Below are 23,752 nucleotides of genomic sequence, written 5' to 3' on the forward strand. Positions count from 1 at the left end.
ACCGATCGATGCGACACCTTCCGACACCGAGGAGTTCCCCATGCTCCACAGGCACAGGAGAGCCGCGGGCAGCGTCGCCGCGGCGACGGCCGCACTGCTCGTGGCCGGGCTCAGCGGCTCCGCGAGCGCGCGGCCGGCCGGACCCACGGCGGACGCGGCGGACACGGCGGCCGTGGCCGCGGCAACGGCCGCCGACACCCTCCGCACCGCCGACACGTCCGCCGCCGTGCTCACCGCCATGCAACGCGACCTCGGCCTCACCGACCGGCAGCAGGCCGAACGCCGCCTGGCCAACGAGGCCGCGGCGGGCGCCCGGGCAGGCACCCTGCGGTCCGCCCTCGGCGCGGACTACGCGGGCGCCTGGGTCTCCGGCCGCGAGTCCCGGACCCTGACCGTGGCGACGACCGACCCGGCGGACGCCCCGGCCATCCGCGCGACCGGCGCCGAGCCGCTGGTCGTACGCCACTCCCTGGCCGACCTGGACGCGGCGAAGGAACGCCTGGACCGGGCGGCGGCCGCCCGCCGCACCACCGCCGACGTGCCCGTCCGGTACGTCGACGTCCGCTCCAACAGGGTCGTGATGGAGGCGATACGACCGGACGCCGCCCGTGCCCTGACCGCCGCCGCCGGGGTGGACCCGGCCCTCACCCGCACCGTGAAGTCGGCCGAACGCCCGCGCCCGCTGTACGACCTGCGCGGCGGCGAGGCGTACTACATCGGCAACAGCAGCCGCTGCTCGATCGGCTTCCCCGTCACCCGGGGCTCCCAGCACGGCTTCGCCACCGCCGGCCACTGCGGCCGCGCGGGCTCCTCGACCAGCGGCTACAACCAGGTCGCCCAGGGCACCTTCCAGGCGTCGGTCTTCCCCGGCAACGACATGGCCTGGGTCGCGGTCAACTCCAGCTGGACGGCGACGCCGTACGTCAAGGGCGCGGGCGGGACGCAGGTCCAGGTGACCGGGTCGGCGCAGGCGCCCGTCGGCGCGTCGGTGTGCCGCTCGGGCTCCACCACCGGCTGGCACTGCGGCACGATCCAGCAGCACAACACCAGCGTCACCTACCCCGAGGGCACGATCTCCGGCGTCACCCGCACCACCGTCTGCGCCGAACCCGGCGACTCCGGCGGCTCGTTCATCTCCGGCAGCCAGGCCCAGGGCGTCACCTCGGGCGGCTCGGGCAACTGCTCCAGCGGCGGCACGACGTTCTTCCAGCCGATCAACCCGCTGCTCCAGACGTACGGCCTGACCCTGCGCACCACGGGCGGCGCCCCGGGCGACCCCGGTGACCCGGGAGATCCCGGCGAGCCCGGCGGCACCTGGGCGGCCGGCACCGTCTACCGGGCGGGCGACCAGGTCACCTACGGCGGCGCCGCCTACCGCTGCCTCCAGGGCCACCAGGCCCAGCCCGGCTGGGAGCCCCCGAACGTCCCCGCCCTCTGGCAGCGCCTCTGACGCACCCGGCTCATCCCGCGTCGACCTGAGCCCGGAACTCGTCCATGGTCATGGTGCGTTCCGGGCTCGGGAACGTGATGTCCTGCTTCTGCCCGAAGCCTGAGTAGGTCGTGGAGCTGGTCCGCCCGTCGCGCACCGACACCAGTTTGAGCAGCCGGGCCGGGTCGTCGACGCTGATGTAGTACGTGTCCGAGGTGGGCCCCGAGGAGGCGACGACGGCCCGCGCCCGGACCCCGTTCACCGTGGTGTCCTTCTCGGGCGCGAAGGTCCCGCTGCCCGGCAGCACGAAGTACATGGAACAGTCCCGGCCGTCGGCCTCGGTGACCACGTACACGTCGGCGAGCCGGTCGGGCACGCTGATCTCTATGCCCTTGCCGGCCAGGCCCTGCTTCAGCAGCGGGGCGCTGGTGTACGTCACCCCGTCCTTGCAGTACATGTCCTTGCCGCCGTCGGCCGTGGCGGAGTACGAGATCCGCAGCCCCTGGTCCGGGTTCCACGCCACCTGCGTGGTGCCGCCGTCGAAGGCGGTGGAGTTCCCGATGCCGGTGAACGCGAGGCTGCGCATCGTGTCGTTGACCTGCCCGATCAGCAACTCGGCGGAGCCGCCGCCGGTACCGGTCGGGGCGGCCGTCTCGGTGGCGGTCGGGCTCTCCGACGCGGTCGGCGGCCAGCTCACCCCGGACCCGGAGGAGGAACCGCACCCGAGGGCGCCGAGGCCGAGCAGAGCGGTGAGGGCGAGGCTACGAGCGAGAGTTGTCTTCACCCCTCCATGATCACGCCCTGCACGAACTCCGCCCAAACCACCGGCGCGAGCGCGAGCCGGGGGCTCTGGTCGCGGTACTTGGAGTCGCGGATGTGGATGGTGCCGGGGGTGGTGGCCATCTCGACGCATGACTCGCCGTCGGTGCCGCTGCTGTAGCCGCTCTTGACCCGGATCATGCCTCTCCCCGCACTCTCTCGATGAACTCCAGCGACTCCCGTGGGGGGAGAGCCTGCGCCCGGATCGTGCCGTACCGCAGTTCCAGGATGCGCGGTCGCCTCGGCTCCGTGACCACCCACCCCGGTCCGTCCGCCCCGGTCACCACCTGAACGTCCGTCGCCATCCCCGCACACCCCTCCGTCGTACGGCTGCCCCGGCAGCGACGCCTCCCCGTACGCCCCGCCCGACCGCGCCGACACGGCCGGCCAACGACTGGGCGGTCACCGTACGCAACGACGTCGTCACTGCTCAAGGTAGGCGAGGTGAGGGTGGCCCCCTCAAAGAACCACGGGAGGAGAAGGACCCGCCCCCCCCCGCGCAAGAACGGGCAGAAGAAGGGCAGAACCGGAACATGAGAAGAACGGGCGGACGACGCGTGCGGGCAGCCGGGCTGTGGTGGCGGGTGGATTTCGACGGTCGCCACGTGACGGTGGTGCGGCGGTGGGTACCGGTCCCGGGCCTGCGCGCACGCCGGTACCCGCTGGCGGACGTCATCAGCGCGGACTTCTCCTACGCGGGCGGGGAGGACGAGCTGCGCTCCCTCGACCTCTTCCTGCGCGGCGACCGCATTCTGCGGGTGGGGGGCGGGACGGGCTTCCGCGCGCACCTGCCGTGGTTCACGGTGTGCGAGGCGATAGAGGCGGCGATCCGTGCCAGGGAGCTGCACGTCCTCCGTTCCACCGTGGGCCTGGGCCCGTGGAGCGAGCAGGAATGGGCTCGGGTGGAAGCCCTCGTACCGGAGATCACGGCGTTCGCGGACCACACCTTCGAGGACAGGCCCGGCGCCCTGACCACTCGCGTCGAGATCGGCCACCGTGTCGAGGTCGAGGCGCTTCTGACCCAACTGCGGGACGAGACCAAGCCCTACGTCAGGACCGGCGGCCGCATCGCCCTCAAGTGGCGCAACGCGGACGAGCCCGACCTCCCCGGCCAACAGCGGATCCGAGCGCGCGGCGAAGCCTGGGCCACGCTGCTCGAACGCCTCCAGGTCGGCACCGAGGTCACCGCCACCGCCTCATGGACCGAGCAGGCCGAGGCGATCCTCGACGCCGTCGCCCGGCGGTGAGCGCTCCGGTCAGACGCGGCTGACCACGCCGCACGACTCCTCCTCTGCCCCGTCCCCGGCCCCGTCGGTCAGGAGATCGCGGCTGCGGTCGTACGGGTCAGCGGCCTCGCCGGTGGGCGGTGCACCGGTCGGCCCGGCGTCTGGGAAGGAGGGGTGGAAGTAGCCGTCGTCGACACCGCACTCGTCGTTGCCGTAACTGGCGTCCCACGCCTCCATCCAGAGCTTGCCCTCGGTGGCCCGCAGCCGCGCCGGGTCCGCCATGGTCACCGTGAGGTACCGCCGGATGATGGTCCGGGTCACCACGTCACCGTCGCCGTGCGCCCGCGCCAGCGGATAGACGAAGGTGTAGTCGGCGTGCACCCGGACCTCGCCACGCCGCCCCGGCTCGAACGTCATGTGCCCGCGCACCTTGACCACGTCACCGACGAGGACGACCTCATCGGGGTTGAAGCGGCTGAAGAACTCGACGGGTTCGTTCTCGCGGGTCGGCTCGCGCAGCGACCGCCGCACCTCGGACAGGAGACTCTGCTGCTTCGGATCGAACAGGCCCAGCGCCTTCTCGGGCTGCTCGCCCCGCAGCACGGCGGGATCGAGGTTCGCGGCGACCAGGAACTCCTTGGTGCGGCGCAGCGCCAGCGCCACCTGATCCTTGCTCAGCCCCGGGACCGCCTTGGCGTCCGGCAGCTCGATGGCACCGGCGCCGTCGGCCCACTGCAGGGCGGGGGAACCCAGGAACGGATGCTCCCGTGTCGGCAGTCCGGCCTGCGTCACCTCACCCGGCGCGGCGGTCGGCAGCGCCGTCTCGGCGGGCAGCGGCGACGCCGACACGGCCGCCTCCGGCGAGCCCGAGGCCCGCCCCGGTATCCGGTCCAGCACCAGCGACGGCTTCACGGCGACCACCGCCAGCGCCACGGCCAGCACGACCCACACCACGGACCGCACCGTGCGCCGCCGCCCGGCCCGCCCGTTCATCTCCTGCCACGCCGGCCCGGTCCGCCACCCCGGCGGCGTCCACGCCTCCGGCTCCGGCTTCCGCTTCCGTCCCCAGCGCCGCCGCCGGCCCTGCTCACGCACGGCCGCCTCGTCCTGCTCCCGCAACCGCCGAGCCACCATCCGAGCCCGCGCGGACGGCTCCTTCGGCGCACCCGCGCCACCGCCCTCCGCCGCCTCACGCATGAACGCCTCCAACTGCTCGTCGGAGAAGGAGGACTCAGCGGAATTCTCACCGGGGTTCTCGGGAGGGGGGACGGTGCTCACGGAAGCGCTCACATGGGATAGGGCGGACAATACGAAGACGACAGCCATTCAAGATCGCCGAACGGCATTGTTCGCGTCACCACAGGCAATTCACAGAGCTGTGCAGGATCGTACGAAACCCGTGATCGAACCGGTACGGGTGCCCCAGCCCCGAGGCGGACGACCGCTTCGGGTGATTTCAAAGGTCGTGCGGCACATCGGACGACCCGAACAGGCACACTGGCCACTCCGACCCGGAGGACGCGCAACGGAAGGGCCCGTGATAGTCAAGGTACGGCTGGAGACCAGCCGGGAGCATGTCGCCGAGCTGGCTCGGCTGCGCGACCCTGTCGGGGCGATCGAGGAACTGATCTGGAACGCCCTGGACGCCGACGCTTCTCGGGTCGCCGTCGAGTTGGAGCGCAACGACCTCGGCGGGGTGGAGCGGGTCCGGGTGGAGGACGACGGCAGCGGTATGTCCGCCGAGCAGTGCGCGGAGTACTTCCGCCCCATCGGGGCTTCCTGGAAGAAGAGCGCTCGCGAGAGCCCGGTGAAGAAGCGGGCCCTGCACGGCAAGAACGGACGCGGCCGGGTGCGAGCCTTTGCGCTCGGTGTCGAGGTGCGCTGGACCAGCGTGAGCGAAGGAACGACCGGACATGAGCGGCTGGTGGTCGAGTCCGACCGCCACTCCATGGACGAGTTCGACATCGGCGAACCGGAGCCCACCTGCGCCGACACCGGCACTCTCTTCGAGGCGTTCGGCAGCGCACAACTGGACGTGCTCGCGGAAGAGCGCACCAGATCCTCACTGACCGCGGCTTTCGCCACCTACCTGGAGAAATACCCGGATGTCCACATCGATTACGACGGCCGCGACCTAGATCCATCCTCGGAGCAACTTCTCGTACGCAACTACCCCTTGCCAGGCGGCGATGGCTGGGACGGCGAGCCCGCACACCTCAAGGTCATCGAGTGGCGCAAGCCGGTGACCCGTGCGCTCTTCCTGTGCGACGGGGAGGGAATGTCACGGGTCCAGCTGAAGCCAGGTATCCAGGCTCCTGGCTTCGAGTTCACCGCACACCTTCAGTGGTCCGGGTTCGATGAACTCGACGCCGACGAGCTGGCGTTCGCCGAATGGGCCCCCGACGGTGTCCCCGCCGAAGTCGTCGCCGCGGCACGGGAGCACCTCAGAGGCCACTTCCGGTCCCGGGTGGACCAGCGCCGACGGGAGCAGGTCGGCGAGTGGCGGAAGGAAGGGATCTACCCGTACGCCGGTGAACCCGCCGACGAACGTGAGCGCGCCGAACGCGAGACGTTCGACGCCGTGGCCACCACCGTCGTACGACATCTCCCCAGGTACACGCGCGCCCGCAGAACCACCTTCGCCCTCCTCAGATCGGTCATCGCGCACGAGCCGGGGGATGTCCTGCGGATCGCCGAGGAACTCTTCACCCTCTCCAGGCAGGAACAGGAGGAGTTGGCCCGTCTCCTCGACCGTACGCCGCTCACGGCTCTGGTCAGGGCATCAGCGGCGGCCACCAATCGGCTGGATTTCCTCGCAGCCCTGGAACACCTCGTCTTCGAGAGCGAATCACGCAAGCGTGTGAAGGAGCACGGCGAACTGCACCGCATCCTGGAGAAGGAATGCTGGGTGTTCGGTGAGGAGTACGGGCTGCATGTGAGCGACCGCAGCCTGGACGAGGTACTGCGGCAGCACTGCCGGCTTCTCGGCCGCGAGGACCTCGTACCGACCGAGTCCGTGCTGATGGACGACGGCCGCCGAGGCCGCGTCGACCTCATGCTCTCTCAGGCGGCCCGGCGCGGGAAGGGCGAACGGCACCACCTCGTCGTTGAACTGAAGCGACCGAGCACCGTCCTGACCATGACCGACTTCGGGCAGCTCAACAGCTACGCCCAAGCCGTGGTGACCGCCGACCGGTTCCGGGACGCACCCGTGACCTGGGATTTCTGGCTGGTCGGCAACAGCATGGACGGAGGCCTCCGCCAACTCGCCCACCAGCACGACCGCATGCCCGGCTGCGCACTCCTCCAGCCCCGGTTCCGCATCTGGGTCCGCACCTGGGGCGAGATCATCGAGGACTGCCAGGAACGCCTGCGCTTCTACGGCGAGCAGCTCGAATACCAGTCCTCGACGGAGCACGCCATGGACTACCTGGTCCGCGAACACGCCGACGCGGTCGGCGAACTCGTCTCCGGCGGGGTGATTCCGTCGGCGCGGAGCGCCAATGGAAGACCTGCTGGCCTTCACGGCCTTCCCGCGTGAGATCTGGCGGCAGATCTGGTCGGACAACCCGCAGGAACGGCTGAACAAGGAAATCCGGCGCCGCACCGACGTGGTCGGCATCTTCCCCGACCGCACCGCCGTCATCCGGCTCGTCGGGGCGGTCCTGGCCGAGCAGAACGACGAGTGGACCGAGGCCCGCCGCTACATGGGCCGCGAACTCCTCGCCAATGCCTTCCTCCACCCGATCGAGTCAGAAACCGACGACGACACCGCCCTGCCCACCAAACTCACCGCATAGCCTCAGAACGAGATCACCGAGTGGCCGTCGATACACCACTCCAGCGGACGTGACCGGTGACACCAGCTACCAGCCGCTTGACATCCATAGAGGCATCAGCCGGGCCACCAACCTGCCCACCTGCAGAAAAAGCCACAAGATCGAGGCTAAGTTTAGTCCGCTTCCAACGATGGGGGCGAACCAAAGTCGAGATTTACGATGACCCGCTGTCAGTAAGTTCCGGCTCCTCGAGAACGAGAAAGTCGGTAACAAAGCATGCGACATCACCGCTGCTGGTACGGCCGACCCAGGTTGGGTAGAAGCCGTATCCACGGCCAGTGGTAAACGCCACTATCTCTTCTCCGTCCGATCCGACCGCCTTTACGGGAGGCAGACCGAAACTTGCCGCCGCATAGGCAGCGAGAGCCTCGACGAGCCATTCCTCGTGATCAGCCAGTGCGGAGACGGCAGATGCGTCGACGAAGCATACGTCCCCATAGTCGGTCTCGTAACCAAAAAATTCATGATCGCCGAGTTCCTCGATATTCTGGTTTTCATTGAGCGCAAGTTCCCATCGAGTTACTGGAGCGCCACTGACGGACAGTCGAGCGGCGGCCGCCACTTGAGCCGGGGTGCCATCGTTGCCGAAAGAAGCGACCGCCAAGGTGACCGGATATCTGCCAGGGCAGACTGCGGCAGTGAACGGACGGGGCGCGAAGGGGCCGAGTCCGGTAAAGGGATCGCCGACCACGACCTGCCCAGTGGGTAGCGCAAGGTCCACGGGCTTACTCAAGCTTATGGTGGCAGGTCGACCCCCCAGGAGGGTGCAGCGGTGCTGATCTGCGAACAGTGCAGTGAAGTCCGATGGATTGAGAGGCATGACGTAGTCCAGGTCGGCAGCAGTAACCAGACTGTAGACGAAGACTCATGGATGCACGTAAGCACCGTCACCCGGCACACCTGCTACCGATGAGGTGGGGCACGCAGCAGCTCAGCGTTGCCGCACTCCGACTCCGCGCATGCAGATGCTCAAAACTCGCCCTGCCACGTCCTGGTTCGGCGGAAGCCCGTCAGGGGTGTTGTACACCGTCCAGTGCGAAAAGCTGCCTCTGCTTCCGAATGCGTACAGCTCGACAGTGTCAGGCACAGGGTTGCTTCCCTCGTACATCGGAATTGACGCATAGAACACCCGCTCGCCTGCATCGAGTCTCCCTCGCACGATCGACTCATGATCTTCCATGATTACCGAATTAGCTTTGTTGTACAGCTTCACCAAGTTGCGTCGATCTCGACCATTGCCTCCCAGTTGCCGCCCCAGCAGATGACCGCGCGCCCAATCGCGCTGCCCGTCGAGATATTGCCATCCTGCCGGGTTACTGCGATCCGTGCCACGACCCCGGGTGGTGTCGCCACCCATGATATCCGTGTCTTTATTCGGGTCTGCCTTCTTTCCGCGACCCCGGTAGTCGACCGCATCCGCGCTCAGGCATGCAGTTACGCCCGTGGCTCGTCCCCGATCCAGCGGGTGGTAGTAAACCCAGGACTTTCCCTCACCCATCATGCAGTTACTCGGCTGGTTATTCCATGCGGCCAGGAAATTCCTGAATTCCTCGCTCAGCCCGTTCTGATCATCCAAGCGAGGGAAGTTCTTGAAGTACCTGAGGAGTTCCTTCTCCGAGAGCTCCAAGTCCTTCTGCGCCCGGATGAAGGAGTCGTCGACGAACTCGGAGACCTCGTCATCGGTCTCCCTGCCCGTGACCGGATGATCAACCTTGGTGCCAAGTGCCTTCCCGAGGAGGTCATCCCAGTCCAGCGGGGGCGGCGGTCCCTCGTTGTGACAATGGGACACGCACGGGCCAGCCCCGACGCCGGTTCCGCCGCCGCCCCCTCCGCCACCACAGCAGAAGATACATGGGCCGTTTCCGGCACCAGCTCCAGCTCCAGCTCCGTGGCCAGTCTTGACGAGATAACTTTTGCCGTCTCCTTGGCTCGGCCGAGGATGACCGGGAGGAACGGGAGTGCGCTGTGATGGTGGGAGCGGTGCGACGCACTCCGAGAACCACGGCATGGTACGGCAGATTGATTCCCGCGAGACTTCGTGGGTGCGGGACTCAAACGCCCAGCCGATCCACCCTCCGAACACCCTGCTGCCGCCGATACGCAGCGCCCTGCCGGGATGTTTGTAGACCCAGCGGCCTCCAGCCTTGACCACCTCGGCGCCCTTGTTTGCCGCTTCCTCTGCGAGTTGGGTACCTCGGCTGATCAAGCTGCCGATGGTCGAATGACCGCTCGGGTCCGTGTTCGCCAACGGATCACCACCGCCGTACCCATACCGATTCGCATTGATCGACGGAACCGGGTTCAGCGTCCAGGAGTCCCGGGACGAGAACCCGCCCGTCGCCGGGTCGTACCAGCGGGCGTGCATGTTGACCTGGCCCGTGGACGGGTCGGTGTACTCGCCCTGGTAGCCCAGGGGGCCGGCCGCGCCGGACCGGGCGGTGATCTCGCCGAAGGGGGAGTACGACGTCGAGGCGCCGAGTTCACCCGTCGCCGCGTCGATCGCGCCCGTCACGTCACCGTGCATGTCAGAGAGCAGCGCGCGGGCGTTCGTACCGTCCGTCGCCGCGCTCGACACCGCCTCACCGGCCGGGTCCCTGAAGACCAGCCCCGCCGCCGTAGCGACCGGGTTGTTCGACTGGTCGGCGTACGTCAGCCGGTCAGCGCCCTGCTGGACCAGGCGGCCCAGCGCGTCGTAGGCGTAGGCCGTGCCGTCCGCCGAGACCATCCGGCCGAACGCGTCGAAGGCCGCGGTGTGCGTACCGCTCGTGTCCGTGCTGCCGGTGCGGGTGCCGCGCGCCGAGTACGTGTACGTCACGTTCCCGGCCGACAGCAGCCGGTTGCGCTCGTCGTAGACGGCGGTGACGTCTCCCGCACTCGTGCGGTTGCCCGCCGCGTCCCAGCCGTAGGACGTCACGGTGCCGTCGACGCCGGTCCAACTGGTCAGGCGGCCCGTCCGGTCGTAGCCGTAGGACTGGGTGCCCGAACCGGCCGTGCCGGTCGTGGTCTTCCCGGTCAGACGGGATGCCTTGTCGTACACGTACGCCGTCGACGACGTCGTCGCGCCCTACGCGACGCCTTCGGCATCGCGCTGCCTCACTGAGCTGTGCCGCACGACCGCTGGAATGCTGCCGGCCCCGCCGACTGCTCCTCCCCGTTCCGGCGATTGCGCGGAGGCAAGGACTCTCGCCGCCGGCCGTGGGGTGCCTCTATGCCGGTCGTCAACACTGTCGTGCCGGGTTCGGGGTGTCCGTCGGGGTGCGGTTCATGCGGGGAGGGTGGCGGTGCCCGGCTGGCGAGGTTCGCAGAAGGTGCTGTCGCGGAGTGACGCAGTGGGGAGCGGGGCCCGGATCGGCGGGGTGAAGACGATCACGGAGGTCGCCGGGGGTATCGATCAGGCGGCACTCTTGTGCCATGACGATCGCACCGGAGTTCGGGGTCCAGTCGGCTGAGGCCCCTCGGCCCGCCCCTCTTCCGTATCATCGCCTGGGCCATGTGACGGGGCGGCACCGCTGGTGGCGTCCGCTGGTCGGCACGCTGGTGGCGGTGGTCGCCTGGCTGGTGGCCGGTGTCGTGCTGTACGGGGCGAGCGAGGTCTTCGGCTTCGTGACCGGGATGCCCGAACTCGACGACGGGGGTGTCGACTTCAGCCCGCTCCAGGGAACGGTGCTGGACCTGGCGGCGATAGCCGTCGCTCTGCCCGTCGTCCTGCTGACAGTGCTGTGGCTGGGCCGACGCCCGGCGGGCACGGTGTCGTCCGTCAGCGGGGGGCTGCGGTGGGGGTGGCTGGCGCGGTGTCTGGTGGTGGCCGTGGCACCGGTGTTGTTGTTGGTCGTGGGATCTTTCCTCGTCTCCGGCGAGGAGCAGGACACGTCGTCGTCGGCCCCGTCGGAATGGGTCGGGTGGCGGTTCTATCTGTTCTCGCTGGCCGTGCTCGCCGTCATGGTGCCGTTGCAGGCCGCTGCCGAGGAGTACCTCTTCCGGGGTTGGCTGCTCCAGTCGGTCGGTGCCTTCTTCCGGTCGTACTGGTGGGCGTTGGTGCCGCAGGCGGCCCTCTTCGCGGCGGCCCACGGGTGGGGGACGGTCTGGGGGTTCATCGATCTGCTGCTGTTCGGGATGGTGGCCGGGTGGCTGGCGGTCCGCACCGGAGGACTTGAGGCGGCGGTGGCGCTGCACGCACTGAACAACCTGTCGTTCTTCGCGCTCGGGGCCACCGTGACGGACGGGTTGGCGTCGGACGAGACGGCGGCGGACATGCCGTGGCAGTTCTTCGTCATCGACGTCGTGTCCATGGCCGTCTACACGGCTCTCATCCTGCTCTGGGCCCGTCGCCGCCGGCCCCGGCGGACCGCCGAGCCGATCGTCCAGGCGCGGTGGCCCGAGCCGCCGCTGCCGTGGCCGGGGGCGCCAGGGGTGTGGCCGGGGGCGTGGCATGCGGTGCCGGGAGGTCAGGGTGCGGTACCGGGGGGTTGGGGCGCGGCCTCGGTGGGGTGGCCCGCGCCGCCCGCTGGGTGGTCGGGGGCGCCCGCTGGGTGGTCTGGTGCCCCGGGGCCGTGGCCGGTGCCTCCGGTTCCTCCGGCGCCGGGGGCTACTGCCGGGCCGTCTGTGTCTGCCGCAGGGGCGCCGGTGCCTCCGGGGGTGTCGTCGCCAGTATCGGCCGCAGAGGCGCCGGTGCCTCCGGGGGTGTCGTCGCCAGTATCGGCCGCAGAGGCGCCGGTGCCTCCGGGGGTGTCACCGCTGCCTGCCGCAGAGGCGGGGATGCCGCCCGGGCCGGCCGCCGGGCCGCCCGGGTCCGCCGCGGCGCCGTCCGACGCCGAGCCGCACCACGCGCCGGACTCCTCTCCCGGCCCGGCGGGTGAGTCGCAGTGACGTCGTCGTCCGGGCCCGGCGGCGAGTCCGGGGTACGGGTGGCCGTTGTGCACGTGGGTGAGGGCGGGCAGGGCTTGGCGGCCGGTACTCAGGTGCCGCCGTCGGGTTCCGGGCTGCGGGCGGGGCCGACGCGGTCCGGCGGAGCCGAGGCGCACGGCCGGGCCGAGCCCTTCAGCGAGTCGAGTCGGCGATGTCCTGGGTGCCGATGACCGTGAGCAGGTCGAGCAGGCCGGCGCTGTCCGTGCCCACGGCCGGGGTGAACCAGAGCAGTCGTTGCCGGCCGTCCTCGCTGAAGAGGTTGAGGCAGTTGACCTCGACCAGTCCGAGCGAGGGGTGGTTGAGGCGCTTCCGGTCGTCTCGCCGGAACGCCACGTCGTGGCGGGCCCACAGTGCGGCGAACTCCGAGGAGGCGTCGAGCAGCCCTCTGATCATCGAGCCGGCCTCGACGTCCTTCGCGTCCCGCCTGGCGGCGGCTGCCCGCAGATCGGCGACGAAGGCGCGGGACTGTGCCTCGTGGTCGGCTTCGGGGTAGAGCCGCCGGGCTTCGGGTTCGGTGAACCAGCGGTGGATGAAGCTGGCCCGGACGCCCCGGAAGCCGGACTGGTCTCCGAGCAGGGCCACCGCGAGGGGATTCTGCACGAGGGTGACGTGCAGGTCGGTGATGACCTGCGCCGGTGTCGAGGTGAGGCGTTGGAGGAGGTCGAGCATGCCGGGGTGGACATGGGAGGCGGCCCCGCCGTGCACGGGCACCGGGCGGTCGGCCAGGTGGTAGAGGTGGTCGCGTTCGTCGGCGCTGAGCCGGAGCGCCCTGGCCAGGGCGGCGATCATCTGCTCCGACGGCTGGGATCCGGCTCCGCGCTCCAGCTCGTTGTAGTAGTCCACCGACACCCCGGCGAGCTGGGCGACCTCCTCACGCCGCAGACCGGGGACCCGGCGGCGGGGCCCGGTGGGGAGGCCCACCTCGGCCGGGAGGATGCGTTCGCGCCGCGAACGCAGGAAGGATCCCAGCTCGGTGTATTTCGCAGCACCCATGCTGTCCATTCTGCGTTCGGCCGGGGCACGGACACAGGGGATGAGATCCCCTGGTTGCGCCGGCCGGCAGCAACCACCCTGGTGACATGAACGCAGATCCTTCCCTTCGGCCCCCATCGGCCACGCGGGTCGCCGTCGTCACCGGCGGATCACGCGGCATCGGCCGGGCGATCTCCCGGAAACTGGCGCAGGACGGTCTGGCCGTCGTGGTGAACTACGCCCGCGACGCGGGGGCCGCAGAGGAGACGGTGGCGGCCGTCACCGCCGACGGCGGGCGGGCGATCGCGGTCCAGGGCGATGTGGCCGACGAAGACGCGGTCGCCGCACTGTTCCACCGGGCGGAAGAGGAGTTCGGCGGCGTGGACGCCGTCGTCAACTCCGCGGGCAGACTCGCTCTGTCCCCCATCGCCGAGCTCGATCTGAAGGTCTTCGACGCCGTGCACCGCACCAATGTCCGGGGCGCTTTCGTGGTCGCCCGGCAGGCCGCGCGGCGGCTGCGGACAGGCGGCTCGTTCGTGGCGCTGTCGACCTCCGTGGTCGGTACGCAGTTCCCCTCCTACGGGGCGTACGCGGCGAGCAAGGGCGCTGTCGAGGCGATGACGATGATCCTCGCCCGCGAGCTGCGCGGTCGCGACATCACCGTGAACACCGTCGCCCCCGGACCCACGGCCACGGATCTGTTCCTGGAGGGCAAGACGGACGAGGAGATCGACCGGCTCGCCAAGATCCCGCCGCTGGAGAGACTGGGGAGCCCGGAGGACATCGCCGATGTGGTGGCCTTCCTCACCAGTCCGCAGGGCCACTGGGTGAACGGGCAGATCCTGCGCGCCAACGGCGGCCTGGTGTGACGGCACAGCCGAGCGTCGTCGTGACGGGTGCCTCCGGCGGCTTCGGGAGCGTCACCGTACGGGCCCTCGCCGAGGCCGGCCACACCCCGGCCGGCCGCGTCACCAACCCGTCGGGACAGCACACCTGGACCGGCATGCGCACCACCGCCGGCCGCAACGCCCCCGCCTTCGCGCCGCTCGCCGAGTTCAAGGACTAGCGCGGCGCCGGATCCTCCTCCACCCGCGGGGCCGTCCGCCCTTCCTGGCCTCCCTGCCCTTCCTGGCCTCCCTGGCCTCCCTCGAACAGGCACTTCCGGTCCACGGAAGAAGACAACCCAAGGAGAAGCACCGTGCCTTTCGCTCATTTCAAGGTTCCAGCCGGCACCCTCACCGTCGAGGACAAGAAGAAGATCGTCGAACGCACCACCGACCTGTACGCCGAGATCTACGGCGAGCGGGCCCGCCCCACCACCGTGGTCCTCGTCGACGAGGTCCCCGACGGCGGTTGGGGCGTCGCCGGCAACGTGCTGACCGCCGCCCTGCTCAACGGCGACGCCTGAGTCCCCCCGCCCTCGCTGGCGTTCTCCAACCGGTCCGCCGACTGCGGCCGTTGAGGATGCGGGACGGTGGGCACCTGCGGAGAAGCTCCTGGTGGGCGCGCGGATACCGAGTCCGCGCCGTCCTGCCGGGAGCTTCCGCGTGCCGGTCCGCCCAGCCCGCGAGCCTCAGCCCGGGAACCGCACCGACCCCAGTACCCGCCCCGTCTCCGGATGCCCCGTGTAGTCGAGGAAGAGGACCCGGGAGACCGGCAGGTACCAGGCCTGCGGGGAGAACCGGTAGCCGGAGGCGCAGGTGGCGGTCCAGCGGTCATAGGCCGCCTTGCGGTCGCCGACCGGGCGCAGGCCGGACTCGACGGGCGGGGACGAGGAGCCACCGGTGATGCCGTTCAGGGAGCCGTCCGCGCGGAGCCCGCCGACCGGGCAGGGCTGGACGTCGGTGGCGGCGTACCAGCCGCCGGGCTGCCGGGCCTCGTAGGGGCTGAGTTCGTTGCCGGGGATGGAGCCGGTCAGGACGGCGATCCCCGCGCAGCCGAACACCTTCGGCAGGCCGGCCCGGCTCACCGGCTCGAGGCAGGCGCCGTGTTCGCCGGACCGGGTCAGGGTCCAGCCCGGGGGTGTCTCGAAGGACAGCCGGGCGAAGGTGACCCGCGGCCAGGCCGGGCGGGTGGGAGACGCCGATGCGGGCGCGGACACGGACGGGGACGGCCTGGCCGACGAGGACGGTGCCCCGGACGGGGACGACGAGCCGGGTCGCGACGACGAGCCGGACGGGGACACCGGTGAGGTCGCCTCGGGTGTCGTCGAAGCATCGCCGGCCGCGGCGCTGCTCGGTCGCCCCGCCGCCCCGGTGTCCGCTTCGTCCTCCGGCCCGCAGCCCGCCACCAGCAGCAGGCTCGCCGCCCCCAGCAGTACCGGCACCACACCGCGTCTCAGACGCTTCTTCATGAACGTTCCCCTTCCCCGTCGGGAAGGAGTGTGCCAGCGCCGTGTAACGAAACCGCACCCGGCCGGACACAGACGGACACGGACGGAGACAGGCGGCGACAGGCGGCGACAGGCGGCGACAGGCGGACACCGCCGGAGAGAGACGGACACGGGCGGACACAGACGAAGAGGCCCGTACGACCGAAGTCGTACGGGCCCCTTCAGGTGCTCGCAGCTGGAGCTACCGGGTCAACAGACCCCAAGCAAGCGGAACTTACTTGACGATCTTGGTGACCTGGCCGGCGCCGACGGTCCGGCCACCCTCACGGATGGCGAACTTCAGGCCCTCCTCCATGGCGACGGGCTGGATCAGCTCGACGCGCATCTCGGTGTTGTCGCCCGGCATGACCATCTCGGTGCCCTCGGGGAGGTGCACGACGCCGGTCACGTCCGTGGTGCGGAAGTAGAACTGCGGGCGGTAGTTGTTGAAGAACGGCGTGTGGCGGCCACCCTCGTCCTTGGAGAGGATGTAGGCCTGCGCCTCGAACTCGGTGTGCGGGGTGACCGAGCCCGGCTTGATGATGACCTGGCCGCGCTCGACGTCCTCGCGCTTGATGCCGCGGAGCAGCAGACCGACGTTCTCACCGGCCTGGCCCTCGTCGAGCAGCTTGCGGAACATCTCGATGCCGGTGACCGTGGTGGTGGTCTTCTCGGTCTTGATGCCGATGATGTCGACGGTCTCGTTGACCTTCAGGACACCACGCTCGATACGGCCGGTGACGACCGTACCGCGACCGGTGATCGTGAAGACGTCCTCGATCGGCATGAGGAACGGCTTGTCGACGTCGCGCTCGGGCTCCGGGATCGACTCGTCGACGGCCTTCATCAGGTCGAGGACGGACTGGACGTACTCCGGCTCGCCCTCGAGGGCCTTGAGCGCGGAGACCTTGACGACCGGCAGGTCGTCGCCCGGGAACTCGTACTCGGAGAGCAGCTCGCGGACCTCGAGCTCGACGAGCTCCAGGATCTCCTCGTCGTCCACCATGTCGGCCTTGTTCAGGGCGACGACGATGTACGGAACGCCGACCTGGCGGGCCAGGAGCACGTGCTCCTTGGTCTGCGGCATCGGGCCGTCGGTGGCGGCGACCACGAGGATGGCGCCGTCCATCTGCGCCGCACCCGTGATCATGTTCTTGATGTAGTCCGCGTGACCCGGGCAGTCGACGTGGGCGTAGTGACGCGCCTCGGTCTGGTACTCGACGTGCGCGATGGAGATGGTGATACCGCGCTGGCGCTCCTCGGGCGCCTTGTCGATGTTGTCGAACGGGGTGGCCTCGTTCAGCTCCGGGTACGCGTCGTGCAGCACCTTGGTAATGGCGGCCGTGAGGGTCGTCTTACCGTGGTCGATGTGACCGATGGTGCCGATGTTGACGTGCGGCTTAGTCCGCTCGAACTTCGCCTTCGCCACTGGGGTCCTCCTGTGGAGTGGTTCTGGTACGCCTTACTTCATCGGCGCCAGGTGATCTTTGCTGTTAATGCCCGGAACCTGGGGCAAACGCCGACGATTGCGGACGTTTGCCCCGTGAGGCTCCGGAGTCAAGCCTACGGCGTGAGAACGCGGTGCGTTACTCGCCCTTGGCCTTCGCGATGATCTCCTCGGCGACGTTCCGCGGAACCTCGGCGTAGGAGTCGAACTGCATCGAGTAGCTTGCGCGACCCGACGTCTTGCTGCGGAGGTCGCCGACGTAGCCGAACATCTCCGACAGGGGCACGAGGCCCTTCACGACGCGGGCACCGGCCCGCTCCTCCATGGCCTGGATCTGGCCACGGCGGGAGTTGATGTCGCCGATGACGTCACCCATGTAGTCCTCGGGCGTGGTGACCTCGACGGCCATCATCGGCTCCAGGAGCACGGGCGAAGCCTTGCGCGCGGCCTCCTTGAAGGCCTGCGAACCGGCGATCTTGAAGGCGAGCTCGGAGGAGTCGACCTCGTGGTAGGCACCGTCGAGCAGGGTGACGCGGACGCCGGTCATCTCGTAACCGGCGAGGATGCCGAACTGCATGGCCTCCTGCGCACCGGCGTCCACCGAAGGGATGTACTCCTTCGGGATACGGCCACCGGTCACCTTGTTCACGAACTCGTACGAGGTGTCACCGCTCTCGATCGGCTCGATCGCGATGATGACCCTACCGAACTGACCGGTACCACCCGTCTGCTTCTTGTGGGTGTACTCGACCTTCTCGACGGCCTTGCGGATCGTCTCGCGGTACGCGACCTGCGGCTTGCCGACGTTGGCCTCGACCTTGAACTCGCGCTTCATGCGGTCCACGAGCACCTCGAGGTGAAGCTCGCCCATACCGCCGATGACGGTCTGGCCGGTCTCCTCGTTGGTGTGGACCTGGAAGGACGGGTCCTCCTCGGCCAGGCGCTGGATCGCGACGCCCAGCTTCTCCTGGTCGCCCTTCGACTTCGGCTCGATCGCGACCTCGATGACCGGCGCCGGGAAGTCCATGGACTCCAGGATCACCGGGCTCTTCTCGTCGCAGAGCGTCTCGCCGGTGGTGGTCTGCTTCAGACCCATGACGGCGACGATGTCGCCGGCACCCACCGACTCGATCTCCTCACGCTTGTTGGCGTGCATGCGGTAGATCTTGCCGATGCGCTCCTTGCGGCCCTTGACGGAGTTCAGCACGGCGGTGCCGGACTCCAGGCGGCCGGAGTACACGCGGACGAAGGTGAGCTTGCCGAGGTGCGGGTCGCTCATGATCTTGAACGCCAGCGCCGACAGCGGCTCGTCGTCGGACGGCTTGCGCTTGATGACCGTCTCGCCGTCCTTGACGTCGTGGCCCTCGATGGCCTCGATGTCGACGGGGGACGGCAGGTAGCGCACGACCGCGTCGAGCAGGGGCTGGACGCCCTTGTTCTTGAACGCGGTGCCGCAGAACACCGGGGTCACCGTGGTGCCGGTGCCCTTGCCGGAGGCGATGGTGATACGACGGATCGCGGCGTACAGCTGCTCCACGGTGGGCTCCTGGCCCTCCAGGTACAGCTCCATGATCTCTTCGTCGTTCTCGGCGACGGCCTCGACCAGCTTGCCGCGCCACTCCTCGGCGGCCTCGGCGTGGGTGTCCGGGATGTCGACGGTGTCGTACATCTCGCCCTTGGTGGCCTCGGCGGACCACACGAAGGCCTTCATCGTCACCAGGTCGACGACACCCTTGAAGTCCGCCTCAGCGCCGATCGGCAGCTGCATGACGAGCGGCTGGGCGCCCAGACGGTCGGTGATCATGTCGACGCAGCGGTGGAACTCGGCACCGGTGCGGTCGAGCTTGTTGACGAAGCAGATACGCGGAACGCCGTAGCGGTCCGCCTGACGCCACACCGTCTCGGACTGGGGCTCGACGCCGGCGACGCCGTCGAACACCGTCACGGCACCGTCGAGCACGCGCAGCGAACGCTCCACCTCGACGGTGAAGTCGACGTGGCCCGGCGTGTCGATGATGTTGATGGTGTGGTCGACGTCTTCCAGCGGCCAGTGGCAGGTGGTGGCAGCAGAGGTGATCGTGATGCCACGCTCCTGCTCCTGCTCCATCCAGTCCATGGTGGCAGCGCCGTCGTGGACCTCACCGATCTTGTAGGAAACGCCGGTGTAGAACAGGATCCGCTCGGTGGTGGTCGTCTTGCCCGCGTCGATGTGGGCCATGATGCCGATGTTGCGCACCTTGGCCAGGTCAAGCGAAGTGGTAGCCATAAGGCTTTCGTCTTCTCTCGGTTCTCGATGGGGTAGCGACTACCAGCGGTAGTGCGCGAAGGCCTTGTTGGACTCGGCCATCTTGTGCGTGTCCTCGCGCTTCTTCACAGCGGCGCCGAGGCCGTTGGACGCGTCGAGGAGCTCGTTCAGCAGACGCTCGGTCATCGTCTTCTCGCGACGGGCGCGGGAGTAGCCGACGAGCCAGCGCAGCGCCAGGGTGTTGGCACGGCCGGGCTTGACCTCGACCGGGACCTGGTAGGTGGCGCCACCGACACGGCGGGACTTGACCTCGATGGTCGGCTTGATGTTCTCGAGAGCGCGCTTCAGCGTGATGACCGGGTCGTTGCCGGTCTTCTCGCGCAGGCCCTCCATGGCGCCGTAGACGATGCGCTCGGCGGTGGAGCGCTTGCCGTTCAGCAGCACCTTGTTGATCAGGGAGGTCACCAGAGGAGAACCGTAGACCGGGTCGATGATGACCGGGCGCTTCGGGGCGGGGCCCTTACGAGGCATTCTTACTTCTCCTTCTTGGCGCCGTAACGGCTGCGGGCCTGCTTGCGGTTCTTGACACCCTGGGTGTCGAGGGAGCCACGGATGATCTTGTAGCGAACACCCGGCAGGTCCTTCACACGGCCGCCGCGCACGAGCACGATGGAGTGCTCCTGCAGGTTGTGTCCCTCACCCGGAATGTAAGCGGTGACCTCGATCCCGCTGGTCAGACGCACACGCGCGACCTTACGCAGGGCCGAGTTCGGCTTCTTCGGGGTGGTCGTGAACACACGCGTGCAGACGCCGCGACGCTGAGGGGAACCCTCGAGTGCGGGCGTCTTGTTCTTCTCGACCTTGTCCTGCCGGCCCTTGCGGACCAGCTGCTGGATCGTAGGCACTACTTCTCCGGTTTCTGTGTGCCGATGGGTACAGCTAACCTGGAACTTTGCCGACCCACGCGGTCGGGTGTGTCGAATCCGGCGCACTCCCGCCGCCAGGCGAAAGGGAACGCGGATTACGGTGGCCACTGCCGACTCGCCGTGCGGTCGAAGGCACGCACGGAAGCCAGGGCACACCCCAGGCACAAGGTCTGAGCGTAACCGGCCCACAGACTCCGGTCAAAACAAAAGCGACGCGCCCGGCCTCCTCCCGGGGCCCACTACCACACCGAACGGGGTTCCGCATCCGCCGGCGCCGCGTCCCCGGGCCGCTCCGTCCGGTCGGCCGCGGCCGCCGGAACCGCCGCCTCCGTGAGGGGCGCGGGGCCGGCCGGGGCGTCCGGGATCGCCGGGTCTGCCGGGGCGTCCGGGATCGCCGGGCCGGCCGGAGCCGCCGGTCCATCCGGGGCGGCCCGACCCGCCGCGCCCCCGCCGTCCGCCGCGCCCGGCCGAGTCGCCGCGTCCTCCCGAGTCGCCGTGCCTGCCCGGTCCGCCGAGTCGTGCCCGACGAAGTACGTCGGCCGGTTCTGTACCGCCGTGTAGATCCGCGCCACGTACTCCCCCAGCAGCCCGACGCAGATCAGCTGCACCGCCCCGATGAACAGCACCCCGGTGAACAGCGACGTCCACCCGGGGACCGTGCGGTCGAAGGCGTAGGCGCCCAGCGTGTACGCCATCAGCCCCAGGCACACCAGGAACGCGAAGCCGCCCAGCCAGGTGGCCAGCCGCAGCGGCGCCGCCGAGAAGCCGGTGATGCTGTCGACGGCGAGGCGGATCATCCGGCCGAGCGGGTACTTGCTGCGGCCGGCGGTGCGCGGAGCGCGCTCGTAGGTGACCCGGCCGCTCGGGAAGCCCAGCCACGGCACCAGCAGCCGGTAGACCCGCTGCTGGTCCGGCAGGGCCTTCAGCGCGTCGACGGCGGCCCGGCTGAGCAGCCGGAAGTCCCCCGCCTGAGCGGGCACCGACGGCCCGGCGAGCCGTCGTACGAGCCGGTAGTAGACACCGGCGGTCCACCGCTTGAACCCGGTGTCGCTGGCCCGGTCCGCCCGGATCCCGTACACGATGTCGAGCCCCTCGCCGCGCGCCAGCGTCAGCATGTCGGGGATCTTCTCCGGCGGATCCTGGAGGTCGGCGTCCAGGCTGACGACGTACTCGCCGACCGAGCGGTCGAGGCCGGCGGTCAGCGCGGCCTGGTGTCCGGAGTTGCGGCGCAGGCCGATGACGCGCAGTTCGGGCCAGCCGAGCCGGAAGGCGGCGAGCAGCTCGGCGGTACGGTCGGTGCTTCCGTCGTCGACGGCGATCAGCTCGTACGGCACGCCGAGGTCCGCGAGGACCGGACGCACGCGGCTGAGCAGAGCGGGCAGGGCCTCTTCCTCGTTGTACATCGGTATGACGACGGACAGCACGGTCACCGGTTCGGACACCCGGTCCTCCCCTCTTCGACGGCTGCGTGCGAGTCTGGCGCCGCACACGTGCGACCCTGATGCGATCTTATGACTGACACTTCACGACTATCCGGACAGCGGTACGTCCCCTGCCCCCGGCGGTCGGCCGAGGGGGGACGGCGGGCTTGAGCATGGCTTCCGAGGACACGGCATCGAACGGCGCCCCGGCCGAGGGCCCCGCGGGTTCCGTCCTGCCCGGCGCGCGCGCCGGCCGCTCCGGCCGGGGACGACGGATCACCGTGCCGCCCGCGGCGCGGCCGTACGTCCCGCCGCTGGTGCTGTACGGCGTCACCAAGCTCGTCGGCCTCACCATCTTCGCCATCCTGCTGGAGTACGCCGGCGACTACCGGAAGAAGCAGCCGCGGTTCGGGGGCGGCGCCCACTGGTGGGACGTCCTGTCGACCTGGGACGGCTGGTGGTACCTCCAGGTCGCCGAGAAAGGGTACGACCCCAAGCCGCTGCAGCGGCTCCCGTCGGGCGGTCTGTTCACGGTCAAGCAGGACTCGGTCGCCTTCTTCCCGCTCTACCCCGGCCTGATCCGCGGCGTGTCGGAGGTGACCGGCCTCGGCCTGTTCGGCTCCGGCATCCTGGTCTCCGTCCTCGCCTCGTTCGTGGCGGCTGCCGGGATCTACGCCGTCGTGGCCGCCCTCGCCGGCGTGCGGGCCGGCACGATCGCCGCCGGGCTGTGGGCCGTGGCGCCCGGTGCGGGCGTGGAGTGGGCGGTGTACTCGGAGTCGCTGTTCGTCGCCGTCGCCGCCTGGACCTGCTACTGCGTGATGCGGCGGCGCTGGGTGGCGGCGGGCCTGCTGGCCTTCCTGGCGGGGCTGAACCGCCCGACCTCGGCCGCGCTCATCGGCGCGGTGGGGCTCGCGGCACTCGTCACGGTCCTGCGCCGGGACAGCCGGCGCGAGCAGGGGGTGGCGGGGCCGGTGTACGCGATGGTCGCGGCGCCGCTCGGCCTGCTGACGTACATCGGCTGGGTCAGCTACCGCATGGGGGACGCGACCGCCTACTTCACCCTTCAGCGCGAGGGGTGGGCGCACTACTTCGACTGGGGTTCCTACACCCTGGACGTGCTGCGCAACGTCGCCGTCGGGCACGACGACTACCTGTTCGCCTTCTCCACGCCGGATCTGCTCGCGGTGCAGCTGGTGATCGCGCTGCCCTTCCTGGTCGCGCTGATGCTGCGCAGGCGTCCGCCCCTGGTGCTGGTGGCGTACACGCTGGCGAGCATCGTGACGGTGCTCGGGACCCAGCAGATGTTCGGCAACACCTCGCGTTATCTGCTGCCGGCCTTCCCGCTGCTGCTGGCGCCCGCGGCCGCCATGAGCCGGCTGAAGTGGCCGAGCCTGACGGTGTTCTTCACGACGGCCGCGGTGGCCTCCGGGTGGTACGCGCACTATGTGATCTTCGAGTTGGGGATTCCGTAGGCCGGACCGGGCCGACCGGGGCTGCCTCGGACGGAGGGTCCGGGGCGGGCGGTCCGGGGCGGGCGGTCCGGGGCGGGCGCCGGGTCGGGTACCGGGGGCGGGTCACCCGCCGGACGACACCCCGATGACCATCATGAGCAGGAAGAACGCCGCCCAGCCGGCCACCGAGAGCCAGCCGAGGATCAGTCCGGCGAGGGCGAACCCGTCCCCGCCCTGGCCGGTGCGGCGGATCTCGGCGCGTGCCGAGTGCCCGAGGATGACGGCGGGGAGGCCGGTGATCCCCAGGGTCATGGTGGTGAGGACCCCGCAGATCATGGAGCCGACCGCCTTGCTGTTGGTGGGCGGCGGCGGGGCCGTCGGCAGGAAGGTGCGTGGGACGGGCGCGCCGAAGCCCTGCACCGGCGGGACGGCCGGCTGGACCGACAGGGGCCCGACCGGCAGATCGGCCACGAGCATGGACAACTCGGCGACGGTCCGCGCCTCGTACGCCCGGGCCACCCGCTTCTCGAACTCGCTCTGTTGCAGGCGCCCCTCGCTGAAGCCCGCTCTGAGCACGTCGACGGCGCGCTCGCGATCGGCGTGGGAGGCGAGCATCGACGGGCTGCTCTGCCCCTGCCACGGCTGCCATGGCGACGGATACGACACGGACCCACCTCCCCCGGACGACTGACTGCCTCCAT

20 protein-coding genes and 4 pseudogenes are annotated in these 23,752 nt (G+C 69.7%); 9 read left to right on the plus strand and 15 right to left on the minus strand.

The genetic code is table 11. The features are described 5' to 3' along the window. The first annotated feature begins 40 nt into the window (after window positions 1–40). On the plus strand, window positions 41–1,450 hold the full coding sequence (locus AC3ET3_RS03020) for a carbohydrate-binding protein (RefSeq protein ID WP_435611568.1): 1,410 nt from the start codon (window positions 41–43) through the stop codon (window positions 1,448–1,450). A 10-nt stretch (window positions 1,451–1,460) separates the two neighbouring features. On the opposite strand, the gene AC3ET3_RS03025 is transcribed toward AC3ET3_RS03020, so the two are convergent. From AC3ET3_RS03025 to AC3ET3_RS03035, 3 genes and pseudogenes are all read right to left on the minus strand, one after another. Continuing rightward, complete coding sequence (locus AC3ET3_RS03025; protein ID WP_435611569.1) at window positions 1,461–2,213, minus strand: hypothetical protein; 753 nt, start codon at window positions 2,211–2,213, stop codon at window positions 1,461–1,463. Further along, window positions 2,210–2,389, minus strand: coding sequence for a DUF397 domain-containing protein (locus AC3ET3_RS03030; RefSeq protein WP_435611570.1), 180 nt, complete (start codon window positions 2,387–2,389; stop codon window positions 2,210–2,212). Before AC3ET3_RS03030 ends, AC3ET3_RS03025 begins: the two co-directional genes overlap by 4 nt. After that, window positions 2,386–2,487, minus strand: a pseudogene (locus AC3ET3_RS03035) (transcriptional regulator); the annotation flags it as partial. The gene AC3ET3_RS03030 and the pseudogene AC3ET3_RS03035, both read right to left, overlap by 4 nt. Before the next feature lie 294 nt (window positions 2,488–2,781). Between AC3ET3_RS03035 and AC3ET3_RS03040 the strand changes: the two are divergent. Then, window positions 2,782–3,495, plus strand: coding sequence for a hypothetical protein (locus AC3ET3_RS03040; RefSeq protein WP_435611571.1), 714 nt, complete (start codon window positions 2,782–2,784; stop codon window positions 3,493–3,495). Between the two features lie 9 nt (window positions 3,496–3,504). Here AC3ET3_RS03040 and AC3ET3_RS03045 read toward each other — a convergent pair whose 3' ends face one another. Next, entirely contained in the window at window positions 3,505–4,752 is a 1,248-nt protein-coding gene (locus AC3ET3_RS03045) for a hypothetical protein (RefSeq protein ID WP_435611572.1), read from the minus strand. Between the two features lie 259 nt (window positions 4,753–5,011). Between AC3ET3_RS03045 and AC3ET3_RS03050 the strand changes: the two genes are divergently transcribed. Together AC3ET3_RS03050 and AC3ET3_RS03055 are read left to right on the plus strand one after the other, a co-directional pair. Continuing rightward, the gene (locus AC3ET3_RS03050; protein WP_435611573.1) at window positions 5,012–7,015 is read left to right on the plus strand and encodes an ATP-binding protein; all 2,004 of its coding nucleotides are present in this window, start codon (window positions 5,012–5,014) and stop codon (window positions 7,013–7,015) included. After that, window positions 6,981–7,274: pseudogene (locus AC3ET3_RS03055) on the plus strand (transposase); the annotation flags it as partial. The gene AC3ET3_RS03050 and the pseudogene AC3ET3_RS03055, both read left to right, overlap by 35 nt. 193 nt (window positions 7,275–7,467) lie before the next feature. Here the strand turns inward: AC3ET3_RS03055 and AC3ET3_RS03060 are convergent. Further along, on the minus strand, window positions 7,468–8,133 hold the full coding sequence (locus tag AC3ET3_RS03060) for a DUF4241 domain-containing protein (protein ID WP_435611574.1): 666 nt from the start codon (window positions 8,131–8,133) through the stop codon (window positions 7,468–7,470). Between the two features lie 111 nt (window positions 8,134–8,244). Further along, the gene (locus AC3ET3_RS03065) at window positions 8,245–10,350 is read right to left on the minus strand and encodes an RHS repeat-associated core domain-containing protein (protein ID WP_435611575.1); all 2,106 of its coding nucleotides are present in this window, start codon (window positions 10,348–10,350) and stop codon (window positions 8,245–8,247) included. Between the two features lie 374 nt (window positions 10,351–10,724). Here AC3ET3_RS03065 and AC3ET3_RS03070 point away from each other — a divergent pair, with 374 nt between their 5' ends. Beyond that, on the plus strand, window positions 10,725–12,179 hold the full coding sequence (locus AC3ET3_RS03070) for a CPBP family glutamic-type intramembrane protease (RefSeq protein ID WP_435611576.1): 1,455 nt from the start codon (window positions 10,725–10,727) through the stop codon (window positions 12,177–12,179). Between the two features lie 8 nt (window positions 12,180–12,187). Here AC3ET3_RS03070 and AC3ET3_RS03075 read toward each other — a convergent pair. Further along, window positions 12,188–12,334, minus strand: a pseudogene (locus AC3ET3_RS03075) (IS5/IS1182 family transposase); the annotation flags it as partial. A gap of 16 nt (window positions 12,335–12,350) precedes the next feature. Further along, window positions 12,351–13,220, minus strand: a complete 870-nt coding sequence (locus AC3ET3_RS03080) for a helix-turn-helix transcriptional regulator (protein ID WP_432155438.1) — start codon at window positions 13,218–13,220, stop codon at window positions 12,351–12,353. Between the two features lie 77 nt (window positions 13,221–13,297). Between AC3ET3_RS03080 and AC3ET3_RS03085 the strand changes: the two genes are divergently transcribed. The 3 genes from AC3ET3_RS03085 (at window position 13,298) to AC3ET3_RS03095 (ending at window position 14,598) form a co-directional block, all read left to right on the plus strand. Then, window positions 13,298–14,059: an SDR family oxidoreductase gene (locus AC3ET3_RS03085; RefSeq protein ID WP_435611577.1), complete on the plus strand. Its 762-nt coding sequence runs from the start codon at window positions 13,298–13,300 to the stop codon at window positions 14,057–14,059. Beyond that, the gene (locus tag AC3ET3_RS03090) at window positions 14,056–14,256 is read left to right on the plus strand and encodes a hypothetical protein (protein WP_435611578.1); all 201 of its coding nucleotides are present in this window, start codon (window positions 14,056–14,058) and stop codon (window positions 14,254–14,256) included. Before AC3ET3_RS03085 ends, AC3ET3_RS03090 begins: the two co-directional genes overlap by 4 nt. A gap of 132 nt (window positions 14,257–14,388) precedes the next feature. Beyond that, on the plus strand, window positions 14,389–14,598 hold the full coding sequence (locus AC3ET3_RS03095) for a 4-oxalocrotonate tautomerase family protein (RefSeq protein WP_432155441.1): 210 nt from the start codon (window positions 14,389–14,391) through the stop codon (window positions 14,596–14,598). A 165-nt stretch (window positions 14,599–14,763) separates the two neighbouring features. On the opposite strand, the gene AC3ET3_RS03100 is transcribed toward AC3ET3_RS03095, so the two are convergent. The 6 genes and pseudogenes from AC3ET3_RS03100 to AC3ET3_RS03125 all read right to left on the minus strand — a co-directional run. Further along, window positions 14,764–15,543 (minus strand): hypothetical protein, encoded by a 780-nt coding sequence (locus AC3ET3_RS03100; protein ID WP_435611579.1) that lies wholly within the window; start codon window positions 15,541–15,543, stop codon window positions 14,764–14,766. Window positions 15,544–15,796: 253 nt separating this feature from the next. Further along, window positions 15,797–16,990: an elongation factor Tu gene (gene tuf / locus AC3ET3_RS03105; RefSeq protein ID WP_432155443.1), complete on the minus strand. Its 1,194-nt coding sequence runs from the start codon at window positions 16,988–16,990 to the stop codon at window positions 15,797–15,799. A gap of 157 nt (window positions 16,991–17,147) precedes the next feature. After that, window positions 17,148–19,274: an elongation factor G gene (fusA, locus tag AC3ET3_RS03110; protein WP_432155444.1), complete on the minus strand. Its 2,127-nt coding sequence runs from the start codon at window positions 19,272–19,274 to the stop codon at window positions 17,148–17,150. A gap of 39 nt (window positions 19,275–19,313) precedes the next feature. After that, the gene (rpsG, locus tag AC3ET3_RS03115) at window positions 19,314–19,784 is read right to left on the minus strand and encodes a 30S ribosomal protein S7 (protein ID WP_264924788.1); all 471 of its coding nucleotides are present in this window, start codon (window positions 19,782–19,784) and stop codon (window positions 19,314–19,316) included. Between the two features lie 2 nt (window positions 19,785–19,786). Next, window positions 19,787–20,158, minus strand: coding sequence for a 30S ribosomal protein S12 (gene rpsL / locus AC3ET3_RS03120; RefSeq protein ID WP_003948652.1), 372 nt, complete (start codon window positions 20,156–20,158; stop codon window positions 19,787–19,789). A gap of 518 nt (window positions 20,159–20,676) precedes the next feature. Continuing rightward, a pseudogene (locus AC3ET3_RS03125) lies at window positions 20,677–21,621 on the minus strand (glycosyltransferase family 2 protein); the annotation flags it as partial. A 152-nt stretch (window positions 21,622–21,773) separates the two neighbouring features. Here AC3ET3_RS03125 and AC3ET3_RS03130 point away from each other — a divergent pair. Beyond that, window positions 21,774–23,072, plus strand: coding sequence for a glycosyltransferase family 39 protein (locus AC3ET3_RS03130; RefSeq protein WP_432155500.1), 1,299 nt, complete (start codon window positions 21,774–21,776; stop codon window positions 23,070–23,072). Window positions 23,073–23,174: 102 nt separating this feature from the next. On the opposite strand, the gene AC3ET3_RS03135 is transcribed toward AC3ET3_RS03130, so the two are convergent. Beyond that, window positions 23,175–23,666, minus strand: a complete 492-nt coding sequence (locus AC3ET3_RS03135) for a DUF1707 and DUF4190 domain-containing protein (RefSeq protein ID WP_432155501.1) — start codon at window positions 23,664–23,666, stop codon at window positions 23,175–23,177. Window positions 23,667–23,752: the final 86 nt, after the last annotated feature.

This window comes from Streptomyces sp. bgisy159 (genome assembly GCF_057707805.1).